Source organism: Foetidibacter luteolus, from assembly GCF_009650435.1.
GTDB classification, from domain to species: domain Bacteria; phylum Bacteroidota; class Bacteroidia; order Chitinophagales; family Chitinophagaceae; genus Foetidibacter; species Foetidibacter luteolus.
On sequence record NZ_VVIP01000095.1, the window covers coordinates 91,732 to 113,587 of the forward strand.

Annotated in this window: 15 protein-coding genes; 11 read left to right on the top strand and 4 right to left on the bottom strand. The window is 44.0% G+C overall.

The window, feature by feature from the left end:
- Nucleotides 1–48: 48 nt before the first annotated feature.
- Nucleotides 49–816 carry a hypothetical protein gene (locus tag F0364_RS28700; protein WP_153801272.1) on the bottom strand — a complete coding sequence of 256 codons (768 nt, stop codon included), beginning with the start codon at nucleotides 814–816 and terminating at the stop codon, nucleotides 49–51.
- A 277-nt stretch (nucleotides 817–1,093) separates the two neighbouring features.
- On the opposite strand from F0364_RS28700, the gene F0364_RS28705 reads away from it, so the two are divergent.
- From F0364_RS28705 to F0364_RS28730, 6 genes are all read left to right on the top strand, one after another.
- A complete protein-coding gene (locus F0364_RS28705; RefSeq protein ID WP_153801273.1) occupies nucleotides 1,094–1,546 on the top strand; it encodes a GNAT family N-acetyltransferase in 453 nt (150 codons plus the stop codon).
- 46 nt (nucleotides 1,547–1,592) lie between these two features.
- On the top strand, nucleotides 1,593–2,546 hold the full coding sequence (locus F0364_RS28710) for a DUF6089 family protein (RefSeq protein ID WP_153801274.1): 954 nt from the start codon (nucleotides 1,593–1,595) through the stop codon (nucleotides 2,544–2,546).
- A gap of 85 nt (nucleotides 2,547–2,631) precedes the next feature.
- Complete coding sequence (locus F0364_RS28715) at nucleotides 2,632–3,639, top strand: hypothetical protein (RefSeq protein ID WP_153801275.1); 1,008 nt, start codon at nucleotides 2,632–2,634, stop codon at nucleotides 3,637–3,639.
- Between the two features lie 71 nt (nucleotides 3,640–3,710).
- Nucleotides 3,711–5,012: a hemolysin family protein gene (locus tag F0364_RS28720; RefSeq protein ID WP_153801276.1), complete on the top strand. Its 1,302-nt coding sequence runs from the start codon at nucleotides 3,711–3,713 to the stop codon at nucleotides 5,010–5,012.
- Nucleotides 5,013–5,176: 164 nt separating this feature from the next.
- Entirely contained in the window at nucleotides 5,177–5,791 is a 615-nt protein-coding gene (locus F0364_RS28725; protein WP_153801277.1) for a DUF7948 domain-containing protein, read from the top strand.
- Nucleotides 5,792–5,805: 14 nt separating this feature from the next.
- Nucleotides 5,806–9,057 carry a T9SS type B sorting domain-containing protein gene (locus F0364_RS28730; protein ID WP_153801278.1) on the top strand — a complete coding sequence of 1,084 codons (3,252 nt, stop codon included), beginning with the start codon at nucleotides 5,806–5,808 and terminating at the stop codon, nucleotides 9,055–9,057.
- Nucleotides 9,058–9,346: 289 nt separating this feature from the next.
- On the opposite strand, the gene F0364_RS28735 is transcribed toward F0364_RS28730, so the two are convergent.
- The 3 genes from F0364_RS28735 to F0364_RS28745 form a co-directional block, all read right to left on the bottom strand.
- A complete protein-coding gene (locus F0364_RS28735) occupies nucleotides 9,347–10,669 on the bottom strand; it encodes an NAD(P)/FAD-dependent oxidoreductase (RefSeq protein ID WP_153801279.1) in 1,323 nt (440 codons plus the stop codon).
- Nucleotides 10,670–10,680: 11 nt separating this feature from the next.
- A complete protein-coding gene (locus F0364_RS28740; protein ID WP_153801280.1) occupies nucleotides 10,681–11,154 on the bottom strand; it encodes an acyl-CoA thioesterase in 474 nt (157 codons plus the stop codon).
- A gap of 295 nt (nucleotides 11,155–11,449) precedes the next feature.
- Complete coding sequence (locus tag F0364_RS28745; protein WP_153801281.1) at nucleotides 11,450–12,145, bottom strand: ROK family protein; 696 nt, start codon at nucleotides 12,143–12,145, stop codon at nucleotides 11,450–11,452.
- Between the two features lie 880 nt (nucleotides 12,146–13,025).
- Here F0364_RS28745 and F0364_RS28750 point away from each other — a divergent pair.
- From F0364_RS28750 to F0364_RS28770, 5 genes are all read left to right on the top strand, one after another.
- Entirely contained in the window at nucleotides 13,026–14,285 is a 1,260-nt protein-coding gene (locus tag F0364_RS28750; RefSeq protein WP_153801282.1) for a hypothetical protein, read from the top strand.
- A gap of 68 nt (nucleotides 14,286–14,353) precedes the next feature.
- The gene (locus F0364_RS28755; RefSeq protein ID WP_153801283.1) at nucleotides 14,354–14,812 is read left to right on the top strand and encodes a hypothetical protein; all 459 of its coding nucleotides are present in this window, start codon (nucleotides 14,354–14,356) and stop codon (nucleotides 14,810–14,812) included.
- Between the two features lie 6 nt (nucleotides 14,813–14,818).
- Entirely contained in the window at nucleotides 14,819–16,384 is a 1,566-nt protein-coding gene (locus F0364_RS28760; protein ID WP_153801284.1) for a hypothetical protein, read from the top strand.
- 5 nt (nucleotides 16,385–16,389) lie between these two features.
- Nucleotides 16,390–19,905 carry a hypothetical protein gene (locus F0364_RS28765; protein WP_153801285.1) on the top strand — a complete coding sequence of 1,172 codons (3,516 nt, stop codon included), beginning with the start codon at nucleotides 16,390–16,392 and terminating at the stop codon, nucleotides 19,903–19,905.
- On the top strand, nucleotides 19,902–21,437 hold the full coding sequence (locus F0364_RS28770; protein WP_153801286.1) for an Hsp70 family protein: 1,536 nt from the start codon (nucleotides 19,902–19,904) through the stop codon (nucleotides 21,435–21,437). The genes F0364_RS28765 and F0364_RS28770 overlap by 4 nt, the downstream gene beginning before the upstream one ends.
- Nucleotides 21,438–21,856 lie beyond the last annotated feature (419 nt).

The window sequence follows — 21,856 nt, forward strand, 5'->3', positions numbered from 1 at the left end:
CAGTCACAATAAGCGATACGGTAACTGAATACTGTATCGCTTTTTTTATTATTTCCCCTGTGCATCAGCGGCATCATCGCATGAATAAGTTATGTAAGCATTGTTATACTCAAGCTGCAGAAATGCCCAGGGGGTATGTGCATCATACAAATGCTGCGGCAGCCGGGCCTTGTTATAAATTAAGCTGCCCAGCGATTGTTTTACATTGTTTATACTAAAATCCCTCTCAATAAACATCCAGGTCCTGCTGGTGCGCCTTATGTTCACTTTGTTGTCATAAGTATATGTTTCGCCAGGGTATTCCAGGTTGCCTTGTGCATCGTATGTAAAATCAATATCCCACCATTTAACAATCCTGCCTCGGTTATCCAGGATTATCTTAAATACATCTACTGTAAAATAATCAGTAGGGCTATCTCCCGGCCATCCGCCATCGCCATAAGAAAAGAGGGAATCAATAATTACCCGTGGATCGTTGGTATAAGTGTACTTTTCCCAGCTAAGAAATCCCGGGGGCTTGCCATAAGTGTACATGTACCCTGTAAGGCGGTGCAATTTATCATATTTGAAAAAATGGTTTACCACACCTGAAACATCGGAGGAATGCACTGCACTCAGAGGGTCACCGTATTTGTTGTAGGTAAAAACAACCTCCAGCTTATCCGGGCTCCATGAGTCAATAGGTTCGTAAGAAATTTTCTCTATGCGGCAGCAATCTCCGGGCCTGTCAATAAAATCAATAACTTTTTTACAGCCGGATGTTATAAAAAATAAAGTAACCAGGAGGTATGAGAGGAAAGGAATACGTGTTTTCATAATCGCAATTTTAACCGTTAGAAAATTTGGTTTCAGAAACAGAGCGTAGTTTGAGAAAGGCCCAGGTGTATTTTACGGAGAGTTAAACAGCCGTATGCAGACAGTATATGGCCGGTATCTATAAAGTTAATCTTAGTTTCAGACATTGTCAATAGCGTTACAACGCAAGGCGGCAAGTTTATTGCAAAACGCATGTAAGCGTAAGCAGTTATTTTTGCGGGCAGGAATGTATGCCTGACGGCTCATACCGTTAGCATGTTACGATAAAACTTTATTTATGGCCCTTTATTGGCAATGCAAACGCTTTAACGAACTTAGCCCGGAGGAACTCTACCAGCTAATGCGCCTGCGCAGCGAAGTTTTTGTAGTTGAGCAAAACTGTGTTTTTTTAGATGCTGATAACAAAGACCAGGAATGCTATCACCTTTGTGGTTATGCAGGCTCGCAACTGGCAGCCTACGTGCGGTTGGTACCGCCTGGCCTTTCTTATGCCGAAGCTTCTATCGGAAGGGTAGCCACCTCGCCGCTGCACCGCGGCCAGGGCAGCGGAAGGGCATTGATGGAAAAAGCCATAGAGCTATGTACAAGCCTTTATCCTGGGCAAAATATCCGCATCGGGGCCCAGCTTTACCTTAAAAAGTTTTATATGTCCTTAAAATTTGTTCAAAATGGTGAAATTTACCTGGAAGATGGTACAGAGCATATAGAGATGCTATTATCTTTGGCATAATTAATACCTTAAGTAAAACAATATCCGGTAACCAAACTTGTACCTCTTGGAAAAGCATTCATATTTTACCTTTTATAAACTCGCATTTGTATTCCTTATCGTGATAGTTAGCGTTGGCGATGCCAGGTCGCAGATCACAGAATACAGCGAAGACGAATTTAACCCCAAGTATAACCGTGAAATTGGTGTGCAACTTGGGGGCAGTGCTTTCCTTGGCGATTTAGGGGGTAAGCTGGGCATTGGTAAAGATTTTGCCAAAGATTATGTGCGTAAAACGCTGAGGCCGCTGATAGGTATATCATATAATTACTATCCATCCGCCTGGTACAACATAATAGGTGGTATTAATTATACAAAGCTTGTTGGCGCGGATAGCCTGATTGACAACCAGAATGGTGCGGAAAAGTGGCGCTACAACCGTAACCTGAGCTTTAAAACTGATATTTGGGAGGCATACCTGGGTACAGAAATCCTTCCGCTGGCAGCGATAAACCAAAAGAAGTTCGCCGCAGCCCGGTTTCAACCATATTTAGGTCTTGGCATAGGCATGTTTCACTTTAACCCTAAAACAAAGTATAACGATAAATGGGTGGATTTGAAACCATTGCGGCTGGAGGGGCAAGGTTTTGCAGAGTACCCCAACAGTAAGCCGTACAAGCTATGGCAGTTGTATTTGCCGCTTACTTTGGGTCTTAAATACAGTGTGTCGCCGTCTATAGCCTTGCATGGGGGCATTATTTTCAGGTACACCTTTACGGACTATATAGATGATGTGGGGGGCTTTTATGTTGACCCGGCACTTTTTCCAAAATACCTGAGTGCTGAGCAGTCGCAACTTGCTGAAAACCTTTACTCCAGGTCTAAAACACCCTGGAAAGTAAAACCAGGTATTGACAGGGCTGATATAGATGGCAATAAGAACGACTCTTATACCACTGTTTTTTTATCAATAAGGTTTTTGTTGAAACGTGAAACCGGCTATCAATTAGGATACTGGTAACACCAATCCGGTTAACTATGAAGGCGTTGGCCATGAAAAACACTGGAACTTTCATGATTATGAAAGTCCGTTTTAATACTAAACAATGCTTCAAGTTAGTCCAGAGACATCCAATAACCGGAAAAACGCCATTTCCAATATTCATGAATATTTTGCCGGCAGGCATTTATTCCACTTAGCATTCATTGTATTTATAACCATTACCGCAAGCAATGCACGGGGGCAATACTACGACCCCGAAGCCAGTATTTACGACCCCACCGGCAGGTACGATATCGGTTTTTCCATAGGCAGCAATAATTTTTTGGGAGATCTTGGCGGCAATATTGGCAAGGGCAGCGATTTTATAAAAGATTATACCCTTAAAACGGTAAGGCCCTTTGCTGGTATTTCCCTTAACTATTATCCTGCCCGCTGGTACGCCATTACAGCCGGCATTAATTACACCCAGGTTACCGGTGCAGATAGCATTGTACGCAACATTAACGGTGCGGAAAGATGGCGCTATAACCGCAACCTCAGCTTTAAATCGTCTATACTGGAAGGCTATATAGGTGCGGAATTTTATATTTTGCCGGCCATCAGCAATACCGGGCTGGCCCGCAGGATAACACCTTATTTTGGCTTAGGCGTGGGCATGTTTCATTTTAACCCCAAAACCCTGTACAATGGCCGGTGGGTGGAATTAAAACCACTGCGGCTTGAAGGCCAGGGCTTTAGTGAATACCCGGACAGAAAAGAATACAAACTTACCCAGGTTTATTTTCCTGTAACAGCAGGTTTGCTTTACAAGGTAAACCCCAACATGTCTTTATTGGGCGGTTTTATCTTTAGGCATACAGGAACGGATTACATTGACGATGTAGCCACTACTTATATTGACCCTGCCCTCTTCAACAAATACCTGCCGGCATCGCAGGCGGCTTTGGCAAAAGCCCTGTACTCCCGTTCAAAAACGCCGGAGAAGGTTAGGCCGGGCATTGACCGGGCCGACCGTGACGGAAACAAAAAGGACTCCTACGTTACTTTCTTTGTAACCCTGAGGCTGGCACTTTCCCAGGCTTCCACTTATTATAGCTGCTGGAAAAATTAAGGAATTGTTTTTGCTGGTTAAACTTAATAGCCCTTCCATAAGGCTGAGATTCCTTAGTTTTACAACATTCTATGGCAGAAATTTTTATAATCTTCGGATTAATTTTACTCAACGGCATATTTTCCATGGCTGAGATTGCGTTGGTCTCGGCAAGAAAGGCAAGGCTGGAAGCGCAGGCAAATAAGGGAGACAGCAATGCAAGAGATGCACTGGCACTTGCCAATAACCCGGATACATTCCTTTCTACCGTACAAATCGGCATAACCCTCATCGGTATTTTAACAGGTATATTTTCTGGTGAAAACCTTAAGGACGACCTGGTAGTTATCTTCAACAAATATGATTCTTTACGCAAATACAGCAGCGGGCTTTCCACCGCCATCATTGTAATTATCATTACCTATTTCTCGTTGGTTATAGGCGAACTGGTGCCCAAGCGCATTGGCTTGAGTAACCCGGAAAGCATTGCCAAGCGGCTGGCAGGGCCAATGCGGATAGTTACTTACATTACCTATCCCTTTATCTGGCTGTTAAGCAAATCGTCCAACTTTCTTGTTAAGATTTTCAACATAAAAAGCAACGAAAGCCAGGTAACGGAAGAAGAAATTAAAGCCATCATCAGCGAGGGAACCGAGCAGGGTGCTATTGAAGAAGCTGAGCAGGAAATTATTGAGCGGGTGTTTCACCTGGGAGACAGGAACATTACATCGTTAATGACGCACCGCAAGGATATAGTTTGGTTTGACAGCGAAGCTACCGTCGATGATGTAAAAGAATCAGCGGAAACCATCGCTTTTTCGGTGTACCCGGTTTGCGAGGGTAATATTGACAATATTAAAGGCGTGGTTTTGCTTAAAAACCTTTTTACCGCCAGCGGCAATACCATGATGAAAGACCTGTTGCAGCCCGCCGTATATGTACCGGAAAACAATTCCGCCTACCAGTTGCTTGAGCAGTTTAAAATAACCAAAAAACATTTTGCCTTTATTGTTAACGAGTACGGCTCCCTGGAAGGCATTATTACCATTAACGACATTGTGGAAGCCATAGTAGGCGATATACCGCAGCTTAACGACGACGATTACGAAATAGTGGAACGAGAAGATGGCAGCTACCTTGTAGATGCACAGATACCTTTTTACGACTTTCTAACCCGTTTTGAAAAAACGGAATGGATGAACGAAGGCGAACATGATTTTGACACCCTTGCCGGTTTTATACTGCATACGCTGGAACGCATACCCGCCACCGGCGATAAATTTACCTGGCGTGGCTTTACCTTCGAAATTATTGATATGGACAACCACCGTATAGACAAACTACTAATAACGGTAAGCGACGAAATACGGGAAGAGATGGAGGAAAACCAGTAGACGGATAATATCCGCAGAAATTAATTTTTTATTCCCAGCCAGTAAAAACTTTAAAGCCTGGAGAGAATGAATTAAATTCCGCTAAACAGGAAACAAAAACTTTTAACACGACCTATTCTTTATTATTTTCAGCCCAATTAGTAGTCCAATCCCACAAACCAAGTATGCACAAACCCTTTTTTTTACTCTTTTTTGCTTTCTACTGCCATTTATTGGTAGCCCAATCAACCAAGATTGCGCCTTCAGTTTTAAAGGATGCAAACCGGGAAACATATGGATTTATAGCTAATGCCGGCCAGTTTACAAATCTTGAAAGTAAGCCGGTAACCGATATCTTATATGGTACATATATAGGCCATTGTGGCATTTTTGTATCAGAAAAGGGTATATCTTATTTGAATTACCGGTTAAAAAACAAAGGCCTGACTGCATCAGGAATCCATAAAAACAACCTTTATGCGGACACATTAGTATATGATCTGGAAAGGGTTGATGTAGTACTTGTAAATGCTAAAATAGATAAAGACAAAATTGAAACAAGAAAAACAGAGAACAATAATACTGCCTATCATTACTATACCCCCGACAAGAATAAAGAAGCCTTGTTTGCACAGGAAGAATTGATATTTAAAAATGTATATCCTTCCATTGACTGGGTGCTACAAATTACTAACGGTGATACTGGTCTAACGCGACTGAAATACAGTTTCATTGTGCGCAAGGGTGGCGATATCCGTGATATTAACTACGTTACTCTTCTAATGTATCACTTGAAATAGCAAAAGATGGCTCTGTGGCAGGGAAATCAAAAATAGGTACGTTCAGGGAATTGCCGCCAGTTTCCTATGCATCTTCCGACCACCGTAAAGTAGATATTAGTTATAAGCTTTCAGGTAATTTACTTAGCTACGTAGCTGGAAGTACGCTGCCTGAAGCCTATATCATAGATCCGGAGGTTTATTGGGGAACATACCTAAAGTCCCTGCAACCGGATCTTGAGTCGCAATCCATTCTTGGCGCTGATATAGAAACGGATCCTCAATCTAATATTGTAACTCTTCTTTCGGCAGAAGTAAAAGTTCCATTTCCCACAGCAGATCCGGGAAACGGAGCTTGGGTCCAAGATTTTTCTACTGTAACAGGTGGCGCTATGATCTTAACTAAATTCAGTCCATCTGGCCAAATGCTTTGGTCAACATATTTCGCAGGTAATGGGTGGACAGCAGGAAAACAATTGGCGATTGATAATTTTGGTAACATTTCTGTTGCAGGTGATATCCTTTCTGAATTTAGTGTCTTATACTCAGATATACCTTTAAAAGATAGAGGGGGATACTTTAATAACAAGCCTTCAAGTAGCTTTTTAAGCAGGTTTGATAAGGATGGAAAACTAACATGGTCAACCTTTTTTGCAGAAGGCCTCAATGTACAGGATATGGCAGCAGACTCTAAAGGCGGTTTTTATATAACAGGCTACACTGGTTACTTGCAATTGCCCCTTGTTGATGCTGGCAACGGCAGTTACTTTCAAAACAATCCTGGTTCTCCAGTAGTTACATTTTTATCGGCTTTCGATTCTTCCTGCAATCTGACTTGGTCAACCTATATAAAGGGAACTGGCAATTCGTTTCGTAACAGGATTGCTGTTGATAAAAAAGGAACGGTTTATTTAGGCACAGCACAGGCTTCCACAGATATGCCTTTAAAAGATGCAGGTGGTTACTATAATGATGTTGCAAGTGGTGCAGGTGTTATGAAATTTACGTCAGCCCGCCAGTTGATATGGGGCACACTGCTGCCGATACGAAATGGTTTCTCGGATATGGTGACAGATGACAGCGGAAGCATTTATATATCGCATGGCAGGGGCGAGTTGATAAAGTTTAAAGCCAACACAAGTCAGGCATGGACAAGGCAATACAATAATAGCCATGGATACGGCATAGAGGACATGGTATTTGACCCACACAACAATATGATTCACTTGCTTGGAATAATGAATGATTTGTATGACAATTTCCCCACAAAAAACAGCTTTTGTCAAGGCACCTTCTTTTTTAATGGACAATCACCTTTTAAATACTATAGTTCAACTGGGCCTTTATTTATAAGCTATTCCACTGATGGCAACTTAATGTATGGTTCTCTGGCTGACTGGCCAGGCCTTACTTATTGGAACAGCAGCTTTTGTGCCGATAAAAATGGAAATCTCATTTATTTGTTCAAGGAAATTGAGAATCCCGGTCCAGATCCGCAATATCTTATTCCCTCACTTAAAAATCCGGGAAATGACGCTTATTACCAGGAGGGATATAACTGGAGTTATACGCCTTTCCTCATGAAGCTGAAATATGGGGGCATTGCAGCAGATGCAAAACTTTCGCTATCGGAAGGTTGCGAATGCAGCAATAAAGCAGAAATTACAGTAACATGCGGCATCCCCCCTTATACTTACACATGGAGTAATGGAGACAGCACGGCGGCAATCTTAAATCTTTGTGTTGGCGAATATGATGTAACAATTACCGATGCGGCACACCAATCTAAGGTTTTGCATATCAGTATTCCTAAGCCGGCTGGATCTATTACCTCGTTTACAACAAATGTAGCTAATGCACATTGCGACAAAAAAGACGCCTTTATAAAAATAAGTGGAATCACAGGTGGCACCTCACCCTACCTTTACGCTATTAATGATATAGATTTCTTAAACAAGCCGGATTTTACAGGTCTTGATTCCGGTTCTTATGTTGTTACGGTGAAAGATGCTGGTGGGTGTATCGCTAAAGATACTGTACTGATATCACATATTAAAGGCCCTTCAAAAATCATATCTTCTATTGAACCTGCAGGTTGCAACAGCAATGACGGAGCTATACTGATAGATAGTATTATCGGCGGTACATTTCCTGTTACCGCAGCAATCAATAACAGCACTTTTGACCAAAACACGCATTTTACAAACCTTGAACCCGGCCGCTATAAAGTAACTGTTCAGGATTCCGCTGGTTGTACCTATTCTGATAGTTTAGCTGTGGCGGTGTCGCCTGGCCCAGATTCCTTATCTGTAATTCTTTCCCCGGATCACTGCATGTCTTCTTTAGGCAGAATTGAAGTAGAGAATGTATATGGAGGTGTTGCGCCTTATCTTTTTTCAACAGATGGCAACACTTATACTACCCAGTTAAATGCCTCGAATCTTTCGCAAGGTGAATATCCTGTATACGTAAAAGACAGCAAGAACTGTTTTCTTCACCGAATTTTTACTGTAGAAAATATTCCTGGTCCCAATCACATGTTCTTCCAACCGGGTGATGCTGTCTGCGGCAAGCAAAAAGGCTACTTGGAGTTAGATTCAGTAATTGGAGGGACCAAACCATATTTTTATTCTCTGGACAATGGGCCAAAACAATCCGTTACTTCTTTTGATGACATATTACCTGGCGGCCACCAGATAACAGTGGAGGACAATTATGGCTGTATGCTGTATGATTCGTTTTATATTGCTTATATACCATCGCCGCAATTTTCTATCTCGCCAAAAGACACAAGCGTATGTTACGGCGAGAGCATTACCTTCCGCCTTGTTTATAATGATAGCGCAGCGATAAAACATGTTTTGTGGCCCGGCAACCAAAATAACCGGCATTTGTATACAACAAAAGCCACAGGAAATAATTGGGTACCAGTTACAATTACCGATTTTAATAATTGTGTTTTAACCGATTCGGCGTTTTTTAGTTTAAAGGCTTGCAATAGCGGGCAAAATTGCATGGCCATTCCCACCGCGTTTACTCCAAATGGCGATGGGCTCAACGATTATATTGGCCCGGTTGAACATGGATGTCCGGTAACTGATTTTCATTTTTTTGTTTATAACAGATACGGGCAACCCATATTTGAGAGCAAGGATAAAGACAGAAAATGGGACGGAAGGTACCAGGGCAACACACAACCCACAGGTGTGTATATATATACCTGTACTTTTAAAGATGAGAAAGGGCAACAGCAAACACTGAAGGGTACAATAACTTTAATTCATTGAATAAATCTCATCATACATTAACAGCCATACGGGTTCTCCTCTCTTCAATGAATTTGGCCTGCAAATTTTTGCATCATACAAAGCGTTAATATAGTGGCTAATCACCGCTCACTGTCATTCTTTTATCCACCATTGTAAAGAAGCATATACGCCCTTTACATTCGATATACACTACCATGCGGGCAAAGCCGCATAGCGAATCCAGCCGTACAAGAGTGCGACGCAACGATGCCCCATGCTTGTTCCTCCTGCCGGGCCCATAAAAATTCTTAGTTTTTAACAGTGCCGGCTAACCCTGCGCCACAGGCGCTGCCGCTGGCGATTTTGTTTTTTCCACCTGCTCAGAAACACCAGCTACGGCCTTCTTTTTAGGCCTTATGATGAGGCGCAAAGTGGGGTCGTTGGTAATAAAGCTCCAGAACCAGTTGTAAGCCAGTTTGGCCTTGTTGCGGTAACCGGCAATGGGTATAAGGTGTATAAACAGCCATACCAGCCATGCGGCAAACCCTTTAAAAAAGCCTTTGGGCAAATCTACCACCGCCTTAAATTTTGATATGATGGCCATGCTGCCTTTGTTGTTGTAGCTAAAGGCTTTAAGCGGCTTGCCTGCATGCAGGCTTACCAGGTTTTTGGCCACCAGTTTGCCCTGCTGTATGGCCACCTGTGCCAGTTGCGGGTGCCCGCCTGGAAAATTTTTGTCCGTTGTTTGCAGGCATATATCACCAATGGCGAATATGTTGGGTATGCCCTGCACCCTGTTGTATTCATCTACCATAATACGCCGGCCGCGGCCAATAACTTCGGCGGGCAGGCCCGGCGCCTCCCGGGCTATTACGCCGGAAGCCCATATAAGTGTATGGGATGGTATGGTTTCGCCATTGGCCAGGTACACGGTATCGTCTTTATAATCTTTAACAGGGCTGCCCAGTTTTATTTGCACACCCAGGTTGTGCAGTACGCGGTAGGCTTCGTCCTGCGCCTTTTTGCTCATAGGCCCCAGCAGGGCATGGCCGGCATCTACCAGGTACAACGTGCGTATGTTACCGGCCTTAATTTCGGGGTAATCTTTGCTTACAATGTTGCGGGCCATTTCGGCCAGCATGCCCGATATTTCCACACCGGTAGGTCCGCCGCCGGCGATTACAATATTCAGGTGTTTGTATTTTTCAACAGGGTCGTTGGTGCGTATGGCTTTTTCTACGTTTAAAAGAATGTGGTTGCGCAGGTTAAGCGCATCATCAATGGTTTTCATGGGCAGGGCGTTTTTCTTAACATTCTCCATACCAAAATAATTGGTTTCGGTACCCATGCACAGCACAAGGTAATCGTAGGTAAGCTCGCCCGACGCAGTGATTATTTTATTTTCGGCAGGTACAATGCTTTTAAGCCGGCCCATATAAAAACGCAGGTTATGCTTGTGCTGGAACATTCTGCGGAATGGGTAACTGATGTTAGACGGCTCTATAAACGCCGTGGATACCTGGTATATAAGCGGCGGAAAAAAATGATAATTGTTTTTATCCACCAGCACTACCTCTATATCTGTATTGCCTGCCAGGGACTTTGCCAGGTTTATGCCTGCAAAGCCTCCACCCACTACTACTACCTTCATACAATGTTGTTTTACTCTGTAAAATAATTTTTCATTTCATCGCTAATCTGCTTGCGCATATCAGCCAGCCTTACCGCGTATTGCTGCATGGCTTTTTCTTCTTCGGTACGCGGCTGCCATTCCGGCACCGGCACCGTTTTGCCGCTATCGTCTACCGCCGCAAATACAATAATGCAGTGCGTGGCTTTTGTTTCTTTTTTTGTTTTGGGGTTAACCGCTTTAATATCTACCGCAATATGCATGCTGGATCGCCCGGTGTAAATAATTTTAGCCGTTATCTCCACCATATCCCCGATAAGTATGGGGTTTACAAAACGAATGCCACCCACATAAACGGTTACGCAATACTGGCTGCTCCAGTTAACGGCGCAGGTATAGGCGGCCTGGTCAATCCATTTCATAACGGCGCCGCCATGCACTTTGCCGCCAAAGTTTACGTCTGAAGGCTCACTTAAAAAACGGAAGGTTACCTGGCTGTTATCCATAATAATCTATTCTGTTTAATGACAGGCAAATACGTAAGAACGTGACAAAAAATGCAAACAACCCGCGGTTATCAACGGGCAGGATATATGCTTGCGCATAAGGGTTTATGATATGGGCCGCGGTATTTATTTCGCTAACAGTTATTTATTTTGCCTCTATGAAGGCCCCGATAATTTTTAATACCAGCTTCGGCCTTTCATGGGAATCTTCGTTGCGTCGCAATCCGTTCATCTTTCGGTTCAATGGGCGGCTGTAGCCCCGCTGCAACAACAACCTGTATGTTAGCCTACAAGCTTACCTCCAAACCCTTGCCCCGCCTTTTATGCCATCCTTGTTATTAACGATGGTTATATTGGCATCCAACTTAAAATTAATTTCGTTGGCATTGCCGCCGCCAATATACAGGTGGTCATAATTAAAAACGGTTTTCAGCATACTTACCAGTTTGGCCACCCTTTTGTTCCACTTGCGAACGCCGAGTTTCAACAATGCCGCTTCGCCGATATATTTATCCAGGTCATATTCTTTTTCTATGGTAAAATGTGCCAGCTCCATGTGTGGCAAAAGTTTGCCATCCATTAAAATAGCCGTGCCAAAACCTGTGCCCAGTGTTACTACCATTTCAAGCCCCTTTCCTTTGGCAATGCCCAGCCCCTGCATATCGGCATCATTAAGCACATGGCAGGGCTTTTTAAGCAAGCCTGTAATTTTTTTGGCCAGTGCAAACCCTGTCCAGCTTTTGGTACCCAGGTTAGGCGCTGTAATAACCGTGTTGTTCTTTACATAACCGGGAAAACCCACACTTACTTTATGATATTCAGCAAAACCTGCCGCCAGATCTTTTATAACAGCCAATACATTTTCTGGTGTTGATTTAGCCGGGGTGGGCTTTTTTACGTAAGGCTCCAGCATGGCGCCCGAACTGTTTAATACTGTAGCTTTTATGTTAGAACCGCCGATATCAATGCAAAGAATTTTTTCCTGTGCCATTATTGATGATTTTAGCTTTTGAACTTTCCGGTGCTTTCAATAGCCATGCCTTGCCTTGCGGACTGGTAACGCCGCTGATAATTGCAAAATAAGGCGCTAAGGTATAACCAAAATGATAAACAGGCGTTGGCCAGTTTTACTGTTGAATGTTTGTTTAATGTTCAATGTTCGTTTGTTCAATGTTCGTTTGTTAAAAGTTCTTTTGTTCAAAGTTTAATGTTCGAAACAAGCATTGGATTTCTCTTGCGCTTCATTAACGAAGCAAATCATCAGGCACCAGCAACCTGCAAGCCCGCAACCGGTATCTTTCCAAACCCATGAAAAACGTATCGCACCTACGGCGGTCCCTTTACATAGGGTTTTCCTTACCTACTAACATCCCGCCTCTACAGGCTTTGTTGTTCTGTGCGGTTGTTCAATGTTTGATGCTTAGGCAAAGCGCCCGGCAACCCTATTCTGCAATCCTCTAACCGGCATCGGAACTTTTGAACATTTTTCCCCAACATCATCTTCAAAACAATAGCGTCATCTGAGCCATCAACAGACCGGCAACCAGCAACTGGTAACTGGTAACCGGCATCGGGCTGCCGGGTGAGGGATTGAAGCGGTTACCCCGGTGAAGCCATCGCAGCAGGGCTTTTGTGCCGGAGTATGAGCGGAAAGCCCGGCCCCTTGCGTAGCTTGGGGACACCCCCAAATCCTGCTGTTATTCTGCCCCACGTTTACGGTGATTCGCTGGCAAAATTTCATTTGGATACCACGCTTGTTCTGTTTGGCGGAACCGGTGCTAAATAACCGGTTGTAATTAAAATAGAAGGATATATGTGTTTTTAAAAAATTTTATCTATTTTAAAAAAAAATTCCTCTAAAGCTGTAATAGATGATCAAACCTTTGAAAATAATCGCTGCCTTACTGTGTTTGCTATCGTTTGTTTCCTGCGAGACCAAGCAGCCTGATATTAACTGGAACTTCAGTAAAAGCGAGATAACCGGCACCGCCAGCTCTAACACTGAGAAGATAAGCGTAGATGTTTACCTGGATGTTACTACTTCTATGAAAGGGTTTGTATCGGCTTCCCCCACAGCATTCAGCAAACTGCTGGATGATATTGAAGCTACCTGCCAGAACATCTGGAAAAACACAGACATACAGTTCTTTAAGTTCGGCAGGAGCGTTAAAAACATTACCCGCAGTGAATTTGTAATGGGTAAAACTTCCGTTGACATCTACTCCGACCCCACCCTTAGTACACAAACCAATTTCGACGAAGCTGTAAAGAATACAAACCCCAAAAGGGTAAGCATCTTAATAACCGACCTTTTTTACAACAACAACGATGTAAACCTGGTAGTGAACGCTGTTAAAACCCAGTGTTTTCAAAAATCTGTAGAGGCTGGCATTATAGGGCTGGAAAGTAATTTCAACGGTATTGTAGCAGATGTGCAGCCGCCCGTTACGGTAAAGGGCACCAGGCCTGTGTACATGATTGTATTTGGAGACAAGCAAAACATCAAGCTGTTTATCCAGACATTCAGGAACAAGCCTTACATTAAGCCTTCACAAATTTTGCTGGTTACCAATAAGCCTACAGAAAGCTATGAGGTAACGGTAACCAAAAACCCCAAAAGCAAAGGCTTTAACGTACAAAGCCTTAAGAAAGAATGGAAAGATTATGGCAATATTGCCAACTTTACTATGGCCAAAGATGCCAGCGAAGCTTCGTTTAACCTGGCTGTAACCTTAAGTACCAATCCTTACGTTTTTCCTTTTACTGAGAAAAATATCAAGCCAGTTGTTTTTATGAAAACGACTGGCTTGAAAGACTCCATACCGGCTGATGACAAATTAAGCTTTCAAAATGTAAGAATGGAGGGGAATACCTACAAAGCAGATATAAAGCTTACCAACACCGGAGATGCGGGCAATTATTCTTACCTTGTTTACCTGGCTTTTGACAATACAGTAACACCCGTTATGCCCAAATGGATAAAAGAAACCAATGCCGAAGTTTTTGCGCAGGGACAAAATGAAAACAAAACACTTAACCTGGAAAAATTATTAACTGATATCTCCGTTAACCATATTACTTACGGCCAGCCAAAACTTGCCAAGTTTTATATTAACGTGCGGAAGAAGTAACACATTCCGGACAAGTTCTGCAGGCAGAGACATTTAACATCACAACCATAAAAAACAAACCTCAACCAATGAACAAGAGCCCCGTTAATTACCTGCTTACCATCGCCCTGGGAGCTATATTATGGATAGCTTTCGCCATAATGATGGGAACATACCTTACAGAGAACCCCAACCTGGCAGAAAAAGACCCGGCTGACCTGGCTGGTGAGCTTCGGCTGATTTTTGGTGTGGGCGCACTGCTTAGTATTATTAGCTGTTGTTACTGGTATTATTACGGCAATATGAACAAAGTATCCAACAACCTTGGCGCGGCCAAAAAAAAATGGTGGATGCTGTTTGTATTACAGATTATCCTTTGCGTGGTGCTTACAGTGGCAATTGTTCTGATGAATATGTCTCAGGGTATTGAAGCCAAATGGTATGCCATCTATTTTGCCTTGCTTGCGGTACTGACGTTTATACTGTTTTGGATATGCACCTTCTTAATGTCGCCGCGTACGGTGAAGTTTATTCCACTAGGAAAATAATTACAGATGCCAAAAAATGTTTTGATAGGGATAGGAGGAACAGGTTCCCGTGTAATAGAATCGGTGGTGCATTTGTGCGCCGCAGGTTTAGGCCCTGACCAGTTGAATATTTTTATTATTGACCCTGATGAGGGGAACGGTAACCTGACACGCACAAAATCGCTGATAAAACGTTATACGGAACTGCGAAAACTTTACCAGCGGGCAAAAAAGGATAACCCGGCATTCAGGACGGAGATTATTATACCGCCAGGCGATGAACCTTTTGTATGGAATATTTTTGAAGAGAAAGACTATACGCTCGGCAAGTTTATCAACTACGATAACCTTAAAAAGAACGATCCCAGCCTGGCAAACCTGGCGAATATCTTGTTTACAGAAAAAGAGTTGGAGACATCGCTTAATAAAGGGTTCCGGGGCCATCCTTCCATCGGGGCCGTTGTAATGGCAGACCCACCTATGGATGAATATCCGTTCAAGTTGTTGTGGGACAATATCGGATCGCTGCATGCCAATGACCTGCGGGTGTTTTTGGTGGGTTCCATTTTTGGTGGTACCGGCGCTGCCGGGTTTCCCACCCTTGGTTCAAGGCAACTGATCAAGTTTAATGAAAAGATGCAGGCCAAACTTACCGCTGATAAAAGCAAGGTGCTGCTCGGCGGCGCATTGGTGTTGCCTTATTTTAGTTTTTCGGTAGATTCTAACAATACCGAACCCATGTTTGTAACACCCAACGATTTTCCTATTGCAACCAAGGCAGCTTTGCAATACTACAACGATAAGGAACTGGGCTTTGATCAATATTATTTTATCGGCGATTCACTGGCGCAAAAGGTAGGCGAATTCAGCACCGGCAGCTCCACACAGGACAACCTTCCGCATTATGTTGAGTTAGTTTCTGCCCTGGCCTCCTTTGACTTTTTTGGACAGCCTTCCATAGACGATGTGCCGGACAAAAAATTCTTCATTTCCTGCCGCGAAGATGACCGCATAAGTTGGGATATGATACCCATAACGCGTAACAGCAGTAACCTGCAGGAGGAAAGAAAAGCGCTGAAGGAAAAGCTGGCGGACTTTACACTTTTTGCTTATACTTTTTTGTCTTATGGCAAAAGCATACTCGAAAAATCTCACAAAGACGTAAGGGCCGAAGCGTGGTATGGCGACAATTTTAATAAGGAGTTTAAGGAAGACAATAAAATGTACAACCCGCGGCATGAAGAAAACAACACTTTGTACCAGCTTGCGGATGAATACCTGAACGATTTTCTTTTTTGGGCCTGCGCTATGGATGCGAACGAGAAAATACAACTCGTTGACAAAAGTAAAATACTCAATGGCGAGCTTACCCACAAAGGCAAACTTAAATTAACAGACCCGCAGGAATTTGTGGCTAACATCGGCGAAATATTGAAAGACAGGTCTAACAGAAAGGATTTTTACGTGTTCAAAAAGCTGGGGCTGGAAGAATCTGTGGTGGACGAAGAATCCATGACCGCCGGGAGCAGGTTTTTAAACATCTTTTACAGGGCCTCAAGAAAATTCAACGAAGTAAACCTGGTAATTAATTAACCAAGATGCCAAAGAAACATTTATACCTTCCCAAGATATTCTCCGGCGCTAATATTGATGAGCCGGTATCGAATGCCGTTTGGGAAGACAAGCAGAAAAAAGTAGTATTGGCAATAAGCGATGGGATTGAACTTGATGAAACGGCGCATACAAGAGGGGTTTCTTCCATACCGGATATATACGCAAGGCCGCTTACTTTTTTGGGTGCTATACGCTCAGACAAACACCCCCTGCGCAAACGCGTGGTACAAGAATGGCGGGGCCTGTTAAGCCTGCTGGCTTTGCATAAGGTAAAGCCAGACCTTGGCGGCTTAACCATTACACCCGTTGCCCTGAACGATGAAAAATTCAGCAAGGCACTCATCAACCTGGCCCCTAAAAATATCCAGCTTCAAAAGAACGGCGTTGAATATTCCTGGACAGATATACTCATCATCAAGTTTGGCGATATACCGCTGGGCGCTTTCTCGCCTGCCACATTGGTGTATACTTCAGCGGATTATAATAGGGTACTAAAGGATGTTACGTTCTCCCTCAAAGATGAAAACGGTTTTCTTAAACCGCCTGCCCTTACAGAAGGGCTAGACTACGTGGGTGAATGGCTGGAATCTTTTATCAGGCAGTTTAACCAGTTTGCACTTACCAGTATCGATAAATCCGGCGACCATAAGTATGTGGGTGACCTAAACAAGTTGCTGGACGAATGGCTTACTGAGATAAAAAAAGAGATGGGTATTGACGCCTCTACACTGATAGAAATACCCAGGGTTAAGCCATCTGAAGAGCCGGTAGAATTGTTAAAGCCGGCGCCTTTCTTAAGCAAATACGAGATATACAAGTCACTGCTGAAACCGCTGGTTAAAGCAGACAGCGGCGATGGAGGATATAAATCAGAATATGCACTTAAAACGGCCCGCAACCATTCGCCCTATAAAGAAATAGTCATTATAGACGAACGGCAACTTGCGCAGAACAAAGTTTTATGGGATGAAACAAGGCCTGCTGAACTGGGTATCACACATCTTACTTTTGAAAAGTTCTTCAGCAAGCCATCCGGTAATCACATTAACAATATAATCCTTGACCACTACAAAGCCGTTTGGGTAAGGCCGGAACTATATTTCCTAACCCCTACCCTGCTTAAAGCAAGGAGCGGTGATATACTCAACAGCAGCGAAAGCTTCCTGAACCCGGGCGATGGTGATTATATATTGCCATTTAAAAAAGAAATACTGCAGTTCTTTTCACCGGTGGAAATAAAGGAAATACTGAAGCCGAAGTTTTCCAATGAAAAGGAAGGCCTGGTGGTTTTCAGCTTCTCTCTGCCGCTGGTTACCAACCAGCAGGTGGAAGTAAAAAGAACCTATCGCCTTAAGGGCGCTGATGCTACTTTAAACGAGGGTGTTATTAAGGAAACAGAAGTTCCCGTGCTGGAAATTTTCCCCAATTACCTGGGCGATTTCTGGTGCCAGTATTTTATGCTCTGTTCTGATACAGACAACTTTGTGATGCACCCGGTAAATTACGAAGCAACGGTTGCCATTACCCGCAAAGAACAAAAATTTGAAACCAATACATCCAGCAATAAGGCTGAAATTGTAAAGATTGCCGGTTACAATTCATTTCCTGAAGCAATTGAACTAAAGCCCAAAGGCATTGATGGCAGTTACGGCCTGGTTTTGCTGAACAAAGACAGGGATGTGGAAGGCAAGCCCTTTAATGGCAGTTGCTGGGTAGGCATAGACTTCGGCACGTCCAATACCAACATCTTCAGGTACAGCAATGAAAATGCGGAACGCTGGCACTTTTCTTTTTCCAAGTATTTACGCTCTGTTTTTAAAGCACCGGCTGATAAAAGAAATGAAAATACCAGGCTGTTTTTTGTACCGGAAGCAAACCAGCAACTCCCCATTCCCACAGCGCTGCGCATATTCAGGGCCGGTGTTACAGAAGACATTCTGTTAGATCAGTTTATTTACTTTCCATACGAAAGCCGTTACCCCGATAATGTTTATACGGATATTAAATGGGACGACGATGATTTAAAACTGCATTCGTTTCTGCGTTCGCTGATATTCCTGTTGATAGTTGACCTGGTGCAGGAGCGGGTAGCCAAAATTGAATTCAGGTGCTCCTATCCCAAATCGTTTACCGCTGACCGGGTGACGGCATACAAAAACGGGTGGCAACATACCCTGGAAGGTTTTTTCCATAAGGCATCGTCAGACCAGAAAGAATCGCCTATTGCCAACGGGCAGTTTATTTATGTAGATGCACAAAAGTTTGACGAAGTGGGCGACAACTATATCGTCCGCACCCGGAAGAACGGCAAGTTGATGGTAAGCGTGAAACCCAGGTTTACCACAGAAGGTATCTCTGCAGGAGAATATTTTTCGAGCGAACATATTATTAAGGACGGCGTTAGCCTTGCGAATAAAGAGGACGGCTCTGTATGTATTGATGTAGGCGGCGGCACATCCGACTACAGCATTTGGTTTGGCAGCAAAATACGGCTGGATGCATCGGTGCTGTTGGCCGGCAAGCAGATAGCCAAGCTCATAAAGAACAATTCCAGGGTTAGAGATATTCTCCTGTCTGAAGAAGCAGCAGCAGTGCTAAATGAAGTAAGGACAAATGACCTGCTCTTTTCTTCGCGGCTCAATTTTATCCTGCGGCAGGAAGAAAAAAGCATTGCAGGCAGGTTAAGTAACAATGCCAACAATAAGGATATTGCCTGGCTGCGCCGCATACTGGCCATTGAATTTGGGGCACTGTCTTTCTACGCCGCTCACCTTTGCCTGGCTTTGGACGGCTTCCTGGATGGCGAACTTGCGGACCGCATTAAAGAAAATGGCATAATGCTGCACTGGGGTGGCAACGCGGCCAAGTTTATCAACTGGATTGATTATGGCCGGTACGAAAAGGATGGTATCGCTTCGAAGTTACTGAACGGTATTTTCCTGAATACCATTATGGATAAAAGTATCGGGCATAAAGCGTTTAAGCCTAAGCTGCTTGGCCAGATACAATCTCCAGGCCATAAGGATGAAGCTTCCGGCGGCATAGTTGTAATGAACATGGCCGATGATGATGATGAAAAAGACAGCGGCGCCGACATGATGGACCTGTTGCTGATTGATGAAGAAAAATCAGACAGGGAAATGTTGGAAGGCCTCATCATGGGAGAGCGGATAAACGTTAGCAATGAAGTATTTGAGCACTACGATGTGGTAACCAAAGAAACACTGTTCAGCGGAAATACATCCCGTTTTACGGGCACAGAATTAACCCAGCTTGAACGTTTTCTTTACCTCATCAACCAGGTGGGTAAAATCATCGGGCTGTTCCCGGAAGGCTCTCAAATCAACCTGTCGCTGGAAGAAAAACTGGCCATAAAGCAAAGGGTAAAGAATGATATAGCGGCAATGGCAAAGCTAAAACCCGATGCCAGGATTGTAGAGCCCGTTTTTATTATGGAAGTAAAATATTTGCTGGATATCTTAAGCAGTAAAATGAAATGATTCCACACGTAGGCATAGACCTGGGCACCACGTTTTCCTGCATGAGTTATATTGATGAAAACGGTTTGCCCATTGTTATCAATAACAGCGAAGGTCAGCCCACCACCCCATCGGTTGTGTGGTTTGATGGTAAGCTGGCCTATGTTGGCAAAAAAGCCAACGACCGCAAACTGCAGGCTAACTCACCCATTTACGAGTTCGTTAAGCGTGATATCGGCAGGGATATGGCCCACCGCTACCTCATTAACGGTTACAATTACGGGGCCTGTGGCTTGTCCGCCATCATCCTGAAAAAGCTGAAGATGGAGGCCTTCCAGTTCTTTAAAAAAAAGGGGCTTCTTTCCCAGCAGGATTCCCTGCAGTCATTAATCATCCCGGCGGTTATTACCGTACCGGCTTATTTTGGCGATAAACAGCGTCACGAAACCAGGCTGGCAGGGCTTGCAGCGGGCTTTAATATTATCAATATCATCAACGAACCTACTGCCGCGGCGCTTACGTATGGCATTCAGTTGAATAAGCCGCAAAAAATACTGGTGTTCGACCTGGGTGGAGGAACCTTTGATGTTACCATTCTTCAGGTTGGCAATGGCGAAGCAAAAGTGATCGCATCCGACGGGGCCGACCAGTTAGGCGGCAAAGACTGGGACGCGATTATTGAAAGCTATCTCTACAACCAATACGAAGAGCAAACCAAACAGGAAGTACCCGATGATATGGGCTGGGATATTCAAAAGATGGCGCTGGAAGCCAAGTTTGATTTAACAGAACAACCCGAAACCAATGTAACCATCAGCGCAGGCGGCGAAACAGCGAATATAACCCTATACAGAGAGCGGGAAGCCACCGAAGAGAGCGACCTTAACATGCTGCTGGCGGAAGATACCGATGACGGCCTGTTTTATTTTGAAGAACGCTCCCTGGATAAGCTTACCCTTTGCAGGGCCATACTGCACAACACCCTTGAAAAAGCCAGCCTTGGCTGGAACGATGTTGATGAAATTGTACTGGCCGGTGGCTCATCGCGAATGCCTATGATACCAAAGATGCTGGAAAAACTGTCTGGCAGAAGCATACGTCGCAACCTGCCGGGGTTTAATTACGATACCGCCATATCGCAGGGTGCATCGCTGTATGGCCGCAACAAACAGCGTGTTACAGATGTCACCTCCAAATCCATCGGCATAGAACTGATACAGGGTTCCCGCGCCGTTAATGAACACCTGATAAAAAAAGATTCGCCCCTGCCCGTGAGTTTTTCGCAGGATTATATGGCCGAAGAAAATGCCGTTTTAAAAGTATATGAGGGCGAGAGTACCAACCCGGATGAATGCACGTTGCGTGGCAGGCTGGAGCTGGGCAATCCCAGGGGAAAAGTGAAAGTGAGCCTGTTGATTGATGTGGACGGTGTGATCAATGCATCTGTAGAATCAGAAAGCATAAAGGCGCAGTTAAAAATAAAATCTGAAGATGGCGATATAGATGCCGGCGAACTGAAAGCAAAGATTGACGCGGTGGATATCAGGCTGTAGCCGCCATGCCCAGCCCCATGCCCCTGAAGGGGTATTATGGGGATTTTTATGGGCCCGGCAGGAGGTACTACTATTAGGCTTTACTTGCGTCGCACTCTTGTACGTCCTGTTCGCTACGCAGCATTGTGCGGCAGGTTTTGATTGTTTAGTGTTCGTTGGTTCCAAGTTCAATGTTCGTTAGTTCAAAGTTCTGTGTTGGCGTAGTTGCCGCTTTAGGAAATGAATTGACAAATGGAGATGCAGCACCAGGTTTTCTTTGCCCGAAGAGCATAAATTAAAATAGCCACGGGTAAAACCCGTGGTAAAAAATCAATTGCACAAACAACCCTGAAAGGGTTGAATTAAACGAGTAACCAACGGTAATCCAAGAGGCAGCCTATGTGTTCCAGCGGAACACTTTATGGGTAGAAAAAGTAAAG

What these genes read in the sequence shown, in the direction of transcription:
- F0364_RS28700 (WP_153801272.1), bottom strand. Translation starts at nt 816, where the DNA reads ATGAAAACACGTATTCCTTTCCTCTCATACCTCCTGGTTACTTTATTT.
- F0364_RS28705 (WP_153801273.1), top strand. Translation starts at nt 1,094, where the DNA reads ATGGCCCTTTATTGGCAATGCAAACGCTTTAACGAACTTAGCCCGGAG.
- F0364_RS28715 (WP_153801275.1), top strand. Translation starts at nt 2,632, where the DNA reads ATGCTTCAAGTTAGTCCAGAGACATCCAATAACCGGAAAAACGCCATT.
- F0364_RS28720 (WP_153801276.1), top strand. Translation starts at nt 3,711, where the DNA reads ATGGCAGAAATTTTTATAATCTTCGGATTAATTTTACTCAACGGCATA.
- F0364_RS28725 (WP_153801277.1), top strand. Translation starts at nt 5,177, where the DNA reads ATGCACAAACCCTTTTTTTTACTCTTTTTTGCTTTCTACTGCCATTTA.
- F0364_RS28735 (WP_153801279.1), bottom strand. Translation starts at nt 10,669, where the DNA reads ATGAAGGTAGTAGTAGTGGGTGGAGGCTTTGCAGGCATAAACCTGGCA.
- F0364_RS28740 (WP_153801280.1), bottom strand. Translation starts at nt 11,154, where the DNA reads ATGGATAACAGCCAGGTAACCTTCCGTTTTTTAAGTGAGCCTTCAGAC.
- F0364_RS28745 (WP_153801281.1), bottom strand. Translation starts at nt 12,145, where the DNA reads ATGGCACAGGAAAAAATTCTTTGCATTGATATCGGCGGTTCTAACATA.
- F0364_RS28750 (WP_153801282.1), top strand. Translation starts at nt 13,026, where the DNA reads ATGATCAAACCTTTGAAAATAATCGCTGCCTTACTGTGTTTGCTATCG.
- F0364_RS28755 (WP_153801283.1), top strand. Translation starts at nt 14,354, where the DNA reads ATGAACAAGAGCCCCGTTAATTACCTGCTTACCATCGCCCTGGGAGCT.
- F0364_RS28760 (WP_153801284.1), top strand. Translation starts at nt 14,819, where the DNA reads ATGCCAAAAAATGTTTTGATAGGGATAGGAGGAACAGGTTCCCGTGTA.
- F0364_RS28765 (WP_153801285.1), top strand. Translation starts at nt 16,390, where the DNA reads ATGCCAAAGAAACATTTATACCTTCCCAAGATATTCTCCGGCGCTAAT.
- F0364_RS28770 (WP_153801286.1), top strand. Translation starts at nt 19,902, where the DNA reads ATGATTCCACACGTAGGCATAGACCTGGGCACCACGTTTTCCTGCATG.